Here is a 9,606-nt window from a genome sequence, read left to right as displayed (position 1 = left end):
CAGTGGCGCTGATGCGCTACGAGGGCGGCGAAGGCAAGCATGTCGAGACCCTGATCCCCGAAGCCGCCGACGTTCCGGCGCCGTGATGTCATGCTGAGCGTCGAAGCCCTGAAAATCCGGTACGGCGAGGTCGAGGCGGTGCGCCGCGTCGACCTCGCCGTCGACAGCGGCGAGATCATCGCCCTGGTCGGCGCCAACGGTGCCGGCAAGAGCTCGACGCTCGGCGCCGTCGCCGGGCTGGTGCCGGCGGCATCGGGCAAGGTGGTCTTCGACGGTGTCGACATCACCGGCCTGGCGCCGGAGGCGATCGCCCGCAAGGGCGTCGCGCTGGTTCCGGAAGGCCGCCGCATCTTCGCCAGCCTGACGGTGGCCGACAATCTGCGTCTCGGCGGCGCGGTGCATCAGCCGGCGGCCGAGGCGCGGCTGCGCGAAGAGGAGATGCTGGAGCTGTTCCCGATCCTGCGCCGCTACCACCGCGTCAAGGGCGGCAATCTGTCGGGCGGCGAACAGCAGATGCTGGCCATCGCCCGCGCGCTGATGGGCAAGCCGCGCATGATCCTGCTCGACGAGCCCTCGCTCGGCCTTGCCCCGCAACTGATCGACACCGTCTTCGACCTGATCGCCGAACTGCGCCGCAAGGGCCTGACCATCCTTCTGGTCGAACAGAATGTGGCGCTGGCGCTCGAAATCGCCGACCGCGCCGTCGTGCTCGCCAATGGCGAAGTGGTGCTGTCGGGCAGGGCAAAAGAACTCGCCTCTTCGGACCTCGTCCGCCAGGCCTATCTAGGAGCTTAAGAAGCATGATCGCGCAGCAGATCATCAATGCGGTGAGCCTCGGCGGCGTCTATGCGCTGCTGGCGCTCGGGCTGGCGATCGTCTTTTCCATCGTCGGCCTGATCAACTTCGCCCATGGCGAACTGATGACGCTGTCGGGCTATGCGCTGCTGGCCTCGCTGGTGCTTGGCTTTCCGTTCCCGGTGGCGGTGCTTGTCGCCGTGTCCTGCGGCGCGCTCGCCGCTGTCGCCATGGAGCGCATCGCGTTCAGGCCGATGCGCGGCGCCAGCGTCACCAGTCTGTTGCTGACCAGCTTCGCTGTCTCCAGCCTGCTGAAGGTCGTCTTCCAGAACGGCATTTCGGCGCGGCCGCAGGCTGTCGCCATGCCTGGCTGGATGACCGGCGCTTTCTCCTTCGGCGATTTCACCATCGGCGTCGGTCCCAGCATCTCCATCGTCGTCTCCGCACTGGCGCTGATTGCGCTGGAAGTCTTCCTGCGCCGCTCGGTGACCGGGACGGCGATGCGTGCCGCAGCGGAGGATTTCGACGTCGTGCGCCTGATGGGCATTCCGGCCAGCCGCATCATCGCCACCGCCTTCCTGCTCTCCGGCCTGCTCGCCGGGCTGGCGGCCATGCTGTGGGTGGCGCAGCGTGCCTCGGTCGACCCGCTGATGGGTTTCACGCCGGTGCTGAAGGCGTTTATCGCCGCCGTCGTCGGCGGGCTCGGCAGCTTGCCCGGTGCTGTCGCCGGCGGCTTCCTGCTCGGCATCATCGAGGTGCTGCTGCAAGCGACATTGCCGGGAGCGATCGCGCCCTATCGCGACGCCATCGTGCTGTCGGGCGTCATCGCCGTGCTGCTGGTTCGCCCGCAAGGCCTGATCCCGGCGGTTCGCGCCCAGCGAAGCTGACCTGATGTATACCAAGCCCGAGTTCGCGCCACTGTCGCGCGACGAGGTGTTCGGCCTGATCGAGGCCGCGGCCTTTGCCACGGTGGTGACAGCGGGACCGCAGGGCCTTGTCGTCTCTCATCTTCCCTTCGTGCTCGATCGCGCGCGGGGTGAAAACGGAACGCTGATCTCGCATCTCGCCCGGGCCAATCCGCACAGCACCTTGATCAGCGAAGGCAGGGAGACGATCACTGTCTTCCACAGCCCGCATGGCTACATCTCGCCGTCCTGGTATCCGCGCAATCCGGTGCGCGACAGCGCGCCGACCTGGAACTTTGCCGTCGTGCATTGTCATGGGCATCCGGTGCCGCTCGACGATCACGGCACCGCCCGGCATCTCCTGCAGCTTGTCGACGTGCTGGAGAAGGATCGCGACGATCGCTGGGGCATGCGTGAGCTCGGACCAGGCGGCATGGAGCGGCGCATACCTGGTATCATAGGGTTTGACCTGCCGATCGGGCGGCTCGAAGCCAAGTTCAAGATGGGCCAGGATGAGCGCCTCTACGACACAGGCGGAGCCATCAGGGTGCTGGAGCAAAACGATCCGGCGCTGGCAACAATGATGAAGGCACACAACGCGCATCGCCAGGACTGAGCGCCTGCATGCGGCAAGGATAAGAAAAAATGATCCCCAATCTCAACATCGTGCCCTTCGTCAGCGTCGATCATATGATGAAGCTGGTGCTGAAGATCGGCGTCGAACGCTTCCTCGTCGAACTCGCCGGCTACATCGAGAATGATTTCCGCCGCTGGGAGCTGTTCGACAAGACGCCGCGCGTCGCCTCGCACAGCGCCGAGGGTATCATCGAACTGATGCCGACCAGCGACGGCGAAGTCTACGGCTTCAAATATGTCAACGGCCATCCCAAGAACATGCGCGAGGGACGCCAGACCGTGACCGCCTTCGGCATGCTCGCCGACGTCCACAATGGCTACCCGGTATTGCTGTCCGAAATGACCATCCTGACGGCGCTGCGCACGGCGGCGATGTCGGCTCTGGCCGCCAAGTACCTGGCGCCGGCCGGCTCCAGCTGCATGGCGCTGATCGGCAACGGCGCCCAGGCCGAATTCCAGGCGGTGGCCTTCAAGGCGCTGCTCGGCGTCGACAGGCTGAGGCTTTACGATATCGACCGCTCGGCCACCGAAAAATGCATCCGTAATCTCGCCGGTCTCGGCTTCGACATGGTCGCCTGCGGCACCGCGCAGGAGGCGGTCGAGGGGGCTGACATCATCACCACCGTCACCGCCGACAAGCAGTACGCCACCATCCTCACAGACAACATGGTCGGCTCCGGCGTGCACATCAACGCGGTCGGCGGCGACTGTCCCGGCAAGACCGAATTGCATCGCGATATCCTGCTGCGCTCAGACATCTTCGTCGAATACCCGCCGCAGACCCGCATCGAGGGCGAGATCCAGCAGCTTGCGCCGGATCATGAGGTGATCGAGTTGTGGCAGGTGATGTCAGGCGCCGTGCAAGGCCGGCGCGATTCCGGCCAGATCACGCTGTTCGATTCGGTCGGCTTCGCCATCGAGGATTTTTCGGCGCTGCGCTATGTCAGGGATCAGCTGAAGTCGACCGGCCTCTACCAGGAACTCGACATGCTGGCCGACCCCGACGAACCGCGCGACCTGTTCGGCATGCTGTTGAGGGCGGCCCAGCAGGGTTGAGGCATAGAGTGTTCAGCCAGCCGAACCCCACATGGCATCCGGCACCACCACCAGCTTGCCGACGAAATCCTTGGCAATGAAATCCGCCTGCGCATGGTGGAAATCGGAGAGCTTGTAGACGCCACCGACCAGCGGCCGGATTTTCTTCGCCTCGATGTAACCAACGATGCGACGGAAATCCGCGCGCGTGCCCTGGCTCGAACCATGCAACTGCAACTGCTTGAGATACATGGTCCTGAGATCGAGTTGCACGACCGGACCGGCAATCGCGCCGGCGGTCGTGTAGCGGCCTTCGGGCCTGAGAATACGCAAGAGGTCGTTGAAGATCGCGCCGCCGACCAGGTCGGCCACCACGTCGATCGGTTGGCCGCCGGTCGCTTCAATCACGGCTTGCGGCAGGTCTGCGACGCCACGGGTGATGACCGCCTCGGCGCCGATGTCCAGCACCGCCTGTTCCTTGCCCTTGCCGACGACGGCATAGGGAATGGCGCCGCGCGCCCGTGCCAGTTGCACGATGCCGGAACCGACGCCGCCCGAGGCGCCGGTGACCAGCACGCGCTCGCCGGCCTTCAAGCCGGCGCGCTCCAGCATCTGTTCGCCGGTCAGGTAAGCGCAGCAGAAGGTGGCGAGTTCGACGTCGCTCATGTCGGTATCGACGACATGCGTATTCTCGGCCGGCACGGCCTGGTATTCGGCGTAGCCGCCGTCGCGGCCATGGCCCATATAGTCGATGTCGGCGAGCGAATCGTCGTCGCGATTGTAGATGGAGAAATCGACCATCACCCGTTCGCCGATACGCTCCGGCGACACGCCTTCGCCGACGGCGGCGATGGTACCGACGGTGTCGGTGCCCTGGATGCGCGGGAAAACAAGCGTGTTGCCCTGGCGCCGCCATGTCGACACGGCGGCAGCGTCCTCCTCCGTGCCATAGGCGCCCTGGCGCACCCAGACATCGGTGTTGTTCATGCCGCAAGCGCTGACCTTGACCAGCACTTCACCTGGCGCAGGCGCGGGCACTTTCACATCGCTGCGGTAGACGAGTTTTTCCGGCCCGCCGTGCCCGACAAGCAGCACGGCGGCCATGGTGGCGGGGAGGGTTCTGGTCATGGCATTCATAGTCGATCTCAGAGATTGGCAAACACGCTCTTGACCGCATCGGCGGTCTTCGACACGACGATGTCGGCTTCCTCGCGGGTCAGGCAGAGCGGCGGCGCGAAGCCAAGAATGTCGCCCTGCGGCATGGCGCGGCCGATGACGCCGCTTGCGGCAAGCGCTGTCGCCACCTGCGGTCCGATCTTCTGCGAAGCGTCGAAGAACACCCGGTCGTCCTTGTCGGCAACGAATTCCACCGCTGCCAGCATGCCGTCGCCGCGGACGTCACCGACATTCTTGTGGCCGCCGACCGCCTTGGCCAGCTCGGCGCGGAAATAGGCGCCGGTCTCCTTGGCATTTGTCACAAGATCCATCTCGTCGATCAGCTCGAGATTGGCGACGCCGGCGGCAACGCAGATCGGATGTGCCGAATAGGTCCAGCCATGGCCGAGCGAACCGAGCTTGTCGGAGCCCTCAACCAGCACCTGCCACATCTTGTCGGCGACGATGACGCCCGACAGCGGCGCATAGGCCGAGGTCAGGCCCTTGGCGATGGTGATCAGGTCCGGCTTGATGCCGTAATGGTCGGAGCCGAACATGGTGCCCAGTCGGCCGAAGCCCGTCACCACTTCGTCGGCGACCAGAAGCACGTCGTACTTCTTCAACACCGCCTGGATCTTTTCCCAATAGCCGGCCGGCGGCGGCACGATGCCGCCAGTGCCGAGGATCGGCTCGCCGATGAAGGCAGCGACGGTTTCCGGGCCTTCGGCCAGGATCATCTCCTCGAGCTTGTCGGCACAATGCTGCGAAAACTGCTCCTCGCTCATCGAACGGTCGGCGCGGCGGAAGTAGTAGGGTGCCTCGGTGTGCAGGATCGGCGCGCGCGGCAGGTCGAAGGCGTTGTGGAACAGGTCGAGCCCGGTCAGCGATCCCGTCATCACGCCCGAGCCGTGATAGCCGCGCCAGCGCGAAATGATCTTCTTCTTCTCCGGCCGGCCGAGCACGTTGTTGTAGTACCAGATCAGCTTGATGTTGGTTTCGTTGGCATCCGAACCGGAGAGGCCGAAATAGACCCGCGACATGCCCTGCGGCGCGCGATCGATGATCATCTTGGCCAGCGTGATCGAGGCCTCGGTACCGTGGCCGACATAGGCGTGGTAATAGGCGAGGTTCTTCGCCTGGGCGGCGATGGCGTCAGCGATCTTCTGGCGGCCGTAGCCGACATTGACGCAATAGAGCCCGGCGAAGGCATCGAGGCTCTTCCTGCCATTGTTGTCCCACACGGTGACGCCTTCACCGCCGGCCATGATGCGTGTCGGGCTTTCGCCCCGCGCGTGCGTGCCCATATGGGTCGAGGGATGGAAGAAGTGGTCGCGATCCCAGGCGGCGAGTTCGTTGGACTGGTCGAGCATTTTTTAACTCCTTGAGGGATGGCAGGACGAACCTAGGCGACGTCCAGACAGAGATACTTCAGATCGGTGAAGGCTTCGAGCCCGTGGCGCGAGCCTTCGCGCCCGATGCCCGATTGCTTGACGCCGCCGAACGGGATCGGCGCGCCGGTGATCTTGACGCGGTTGATGGCGACCATGCCGTAGTCGAGCGCGCGGCCCATGCGCTGCTGCCGGCCACCATTCTCGGTCACGACATAGGCGACGAGGCCATACTCGGTGGCGTTGGCGCGGGCAATCACGTCATCCTCGCTGTCGAACGGCGTCACGGCGGCAACCGGGCCAAACGTCTCCTCGCGCATGATCAGCGCTTCGTCACTGACATCGGCCAGCAGCGTCGGCTGGTAGAACAGCGGGCCGGCCTGGTGCCGTTTGCCCCCGGTGAGGCAGCGCGCGCCGTGAGCGATGGCATCGGCGACCTGTTCCTCCACCTTCTTGATGGCGCGCTCATGCATCAGCGGCCCGATGTCGATCTTCTCGGCTAGGCCATTGCCGGTCCGCAGCGTCTCGATGCGCTTGGCGAAGGCGGCGCAGAACCGATCGTAGATCGGACGCTGGACGTAGATGCGGTTGGCGGCGAGGCAGTCCTGGCCCGACGTGGCGAATTTGGCGTCGATGGCGATATCAACCGCTTTGTCCAGATCTGCATCGGCAAAGACGATCAGCGGGGCATGACCGCCAAGCTCCATCACCAGCCGCTTCATGGTCGGCGCGCTCTGGGCGGCGATCAGCCGGCCGATCTCGGTCGAGCCGGTGAAGCTCATGGCACGCACGCGCGGATCTTCGCACATCCGGCCGACGATCGTCGAAGCCTTGCCGGTGACGATGTTGAAGACGCCCACGGGCAGGCCGGCGCGTTCGCCGAGTTCGGCCAGCGCCAGCGCCGACAGCGGCGTTTCCGAGGACGGATGCGCGACGATGGTGCAGCCGGCGGCAAGGGCGGCGGCCGCCTTACGGGTCAGCATGGCCGACGGAAAATTCCACGGCGTGACAACGCCGACGACGCCGAGCGGCTCGCGCCGCACCATCATCTCGGCGTTCGGCAGATGGCTGGTGACGCTCTCGGCGTTCGGGCGTTTTGCTTCTTCGGCATACCATTCGACGAAGGAGGCGGCGTAGTCGATCTCGCCCAGCGATTCCTGCAGAGGCTTGCCCTGTTCAAGCGTCATCAGCAGAGCCAGATCATCCTTGGCGCCGACGATCAGCTCGAACCATTTTCGTAAAATTTTCGAGCGCTCCTGCGGCAACAGCGCCCGCCAGGCCGGGAAGGCGCGCGCCGCGGCATCGATCGCCTTTGTCGTCTGCCGGCCATCGAGCGCGGCGACGAAAGCGACGGTCGTGCCGGTGGCCGGATCGGTGACCTCGAAGCTTTCGGCAGCCTCGCTTGCGGTCCAGTGGCCATCGACATAGGCCAGTTCGCGCAGCAGCCGGCGGTCGGCGAGGCCGTCGAGCGCTTCATGGCGATGCGAGCGGGCGAAATGCGCGGACATGGTCAAAGCCTCCCGGTTCGGACTGATAAGGGAAGACTATCCGCCCGATGCAGATAGAGAGGCTGTTTGGAAGTCCTGACGTAGAGAGACTCTCTCTATCGGGTTGCCCGGCGAGAGAATCTCTCCGCTCCTATGACGACGCCGGCAAAAGCTCTGCGATGGGCAGCGCCACCTCGTCCTTCACGGTCTTGATGACGATGTAGGTGAAGTAACGATCGATGCCGATCTCGCGGTCCAGCAAGCCATCGACCAGCCGCTGATAGGCGTCGATGTCGCGCGCCATTACTTTCAACAGATAGTCGACGCCGCCGCCGACAGACCAGCAGGCGACGATCTCGGGAACATCGCGTATAACGCGCTCGAAGCGGTCGAAATCGGCCTGGCGGTGGTTTGCCAGCGTCACCTCCATCAGCACGGTGGCAACGGGTGCCACGACGCGCATGGCGATCCTGGCGTGATAGCCCGAGACGATGCCGGCCTTTTCCAGCTTGCGCAACCGCATCCAGCACGGCGTCGGAGACAGGCCGACCTGCTCGGCCAGCGCCAGCTTGGTGATGCGTCCGTCGCGCTGGATGGCGTCGAGGATTTTCAGGTCGATCGGGTCGAGTTTCGCTGATGTCATCAGGGCTCACTTTTTCGTCCGAGTACCATGACGGCGCATTATTTCGATTGTCAATTGCACTGATTTCGATCTCTAATAAGTCATGACATTGTGGCAACCCGATCCCGCGCTTATCCGGCGGCCGGCCTATCAGTCGCTGGCCGACCAGTTCGCGCGCGCCATCCATGACGGACGCCTTGCCAATGGCGCGCGGTTGCCGACCCATCGCAGGCTGGCCGACGACCTCAAGCTTTCGGTGCAGACGGTCAGCCGCGCCTATGAGGAACTGATCCGGCGCGGCCTGATTTCGGGCGAGATCGGCCGCGGCAGCTTCGTCCAGACGCAGCGCCGCGAGCCCGAGCCGCCCTATCTGCCGGAGCGGCTCGGTGAAGTCATCGACCTTTCGATCCTGAAACCGGTCTGCGAGCCGATGCATCTTGAGCGGCTGAAGCAGGCACTGGGATGGCTGGCTGAGAACCTGCCGTCGAGTTCAGCACTTTCGTTCCGGCCCAACATGGTGTTTCCCCGCCACCGCGCCGTCGCCGTCGAATGGTTGAGACTGTGCGGCCTCGATGCATCGCCGCAGAACGTCAGCCTGACCAACGGCGCCACCGCCGGCATGACAGTGGCGCTGATGAGCGTCGCGCCGCCGGGCTCTACGGTCGCCACGGAGGCGATCGGCCACCATACGCTGGTGCCGTTGGCACGCTATCTCGGCTTCAACCTGGAAGGCCTGCCGATCGACGACAACGGCCTGATTCCGGAAGCGCTGGACGAGGCCTGCCGGCTTTCCGACATCCGCGCGGTCTTCGTGCAGCCCTCGGTCATCAATCCGACGGCGACGCTGATGGATGCGCGGCGGCGAGAAGAGATCGCCGCGGTCGCGCGCAAGCACGATATCGCCATCATCGAGAACGATGTGCTGGGTCCGCTGGTCGAAGACCGGCCGCCGCCGGTTGCCGCGTTCGCGCCGGAGCGCACGCTCTACGTCACCTCCTTCACCAAGATCACCGTGCCCGGCCTGCGCATCGGCTATCTGGCCGCACCCGACCGCTACGTCGCCGCCGTCGCCAACCGGCATCTGGTTTCGAACTGGATGGCGACGCCGCTGGTGGCCGAGATCGCCACCAAATGGGTGACCGACGGCACGGCGATGGAGCTTGTCCACTGGCAGCGCGCGGCTTTGCGGCGCCGGCAGGATATTGCAGCGCAGGTGCTGGCGGGGGTCGACTATCGCGCCCGGCGAGACGGGCTGCATGTCTGGCTTCAACTGCCCGCGGACCGTGCCGAGGAAAGCTTTGTCGCCCAGGCCCGCCTGCAAGGCGTGGCTATCGCGCCCGGAACATCCTTCCGTATTTCGGGTGCGCCCTGGCACCCGGCGGTGCGTATCTCGCTGGGTTCGACCACCGAGGGGGAACTGCGCGCCGGCCTCGGCGTTGTCACCAAGCTGCTGCTTGGCGATCCGGAGCATCTGCTGCTCGCAATCTAGGTCCGGTTTGCCCGGAAATTGTGGGGAATCAGAATAATTGTCATGATATTATTTTCCCAATTGACATGATTTGGCGCGTTCCGCATCGTTAAGG

General features: G+C 64.7%; 9 protein-coding genes. 5 read left to right on the top strand and 4 right to left on the bottom strand.

The features are described 5' to 3' along the window. Positions 1-90: 90 nt before the first annotated feature. The 4 genes from ENZ74_RS11260 to ENZ74_RS11245 are packed head-to-tail and all read left to right on the top strand — an operon-like array spanning position 91 to position 3,392. Positions 91-795: an ABC transporter ATP-binding protein gene (locus ENZ74_RS11260; RefSeq protein ID WP_063170113.1), complete on the top strand. Its 705-nt coding sequence runs from the start codon at positions 91-93 to the stop codon at positions 793-795. Between the two features lie 5 nt (positions 796-800). Continuing rightward, entirely contained in the window at positions 801-1,682 is an 882-nt protein-coding gene (locus tag ENZ74_RS11255) for a branched-chain amino acid ABC transporter permease (protein WP_027035600.1), read from the top strand. 4 nt (positions 1,683-1,686) lie between these two features. Continuing rightward, positions 1,687-2,316: an FMN-binding negative transcriptional regulator gene (locus tag ENZ74_RS11250; RefSeq protein ID WP_063170114.1), complete on the top strand. Its 630-nt coding sequence runs from the start codon at positions 1,687-1,689 to the stop codon at positions 2,314-2,316. Between the two features lie 29 nt (positions 2,317-2,345). Continuing rightward, the gene (locus ENZ74_RS11245) at positions 2,346-3,392 is read left to right on the top strand and encodes an ornithine cyclodeaminase (RefSeq protein ID WP_063170115.1); all 1,047 of its coding nucleotides are present in this window, start codon (positions 2,346-2,348) and stop codon (positions 3,390-3,392) included. Positions 3,393-3,404: 12 nt separating this feature from the next. On the opposite strand, the gene ENZ74_RS11240 is transcribed toward ENZ74_RS11245, so the two are convergent. The 4 genes from ENZ74_RS11240 to ENZ74_RS11225 form a co-directional block, all read right to left on the bottom strand. Then, a complete protein-coding gene (locus tag ENZ74_RS11240; RefSeq protein ID WP_063170116.1) occupies positions 3,405-4,508 on the bottom strand; it encodes an alcohol dehydrogenase family protein in 1,104 nt (367 codons plus the stop codon). An 8-nt stretch (positions 4,509-4,516) separates the two neighbouring features. Next, a complete protein-coding gene (locus tag ENZ74_RS11235; RefSeq protein WP_063170117.1) occupies positions 4,517-5,896 on the bottom strand; it encodes an aspartate aminotransferase family protein in 1,380 nt (459 codons plus the stop codon). Between the two features lie 32 nt (positions 5,897-5,928). Then, positions 5,929-7,422 carry an NAD-dependent succinate-semialdehyde dehydrogenase gene (locus ENZ74_RS11230; protein WP_063170118.1) on the bottom strand — a complete coding sequence of 498 codons (1,494 nt, stop codon included), beginning with the start codon at positions 7,420-7,422 and terminating at the stop codon, positions 5,929-5,931. Between the two features lie 130 nt (positions 7,423-7,552). Next, entirely contained in the window at positions 7,553-8,044 is a 492-nt protein-coding gene (locus ENZ74_RS11225; protein WP_013530324.1) for an Lrp/AsnC family transcriptional regulator, read from the bottom strand. A gap of 82 nt (positions 8,045-8,126) precedes the next feature. Here ENZ74_RS11225 and ENZ74_RS11220 point away from each other — a divergent pair, with 82 nt between their 5' ends. Then, positions 8,127-9,512 carry a PLP-dependent aminotransferase family protein gene (locus ENZ74_RS11220; protein WP_013530325.1) on the top strand — a complete coding sequence of 462 codons (1,386 nt, stop codon included), beginning with the start codon at positions 8,127-8,129 and terminating at the stop codon, positions 9,510-9,512. Positions 9,513-9,606: the final 94 nt, after the last annotated feature.

The sequence above is a fragment of the Mesorhizobium sp. M7A.F.Ca.CA.002.15.2.1 genome (assembly GCF_003998715.1).
Classification (GTDB): Bacteria; Pseudomonadota; Alphaproteobacteria; order Rhizobiales; family Rhizobiaceae; genus Mesorhizobium; species Mesorhizobium ciceri.
The sequence above is the reverse complement of the archived record's forward strand: the minus strand, read 5'-3'. Positions and strand labels throughout refer to the sequence as shown.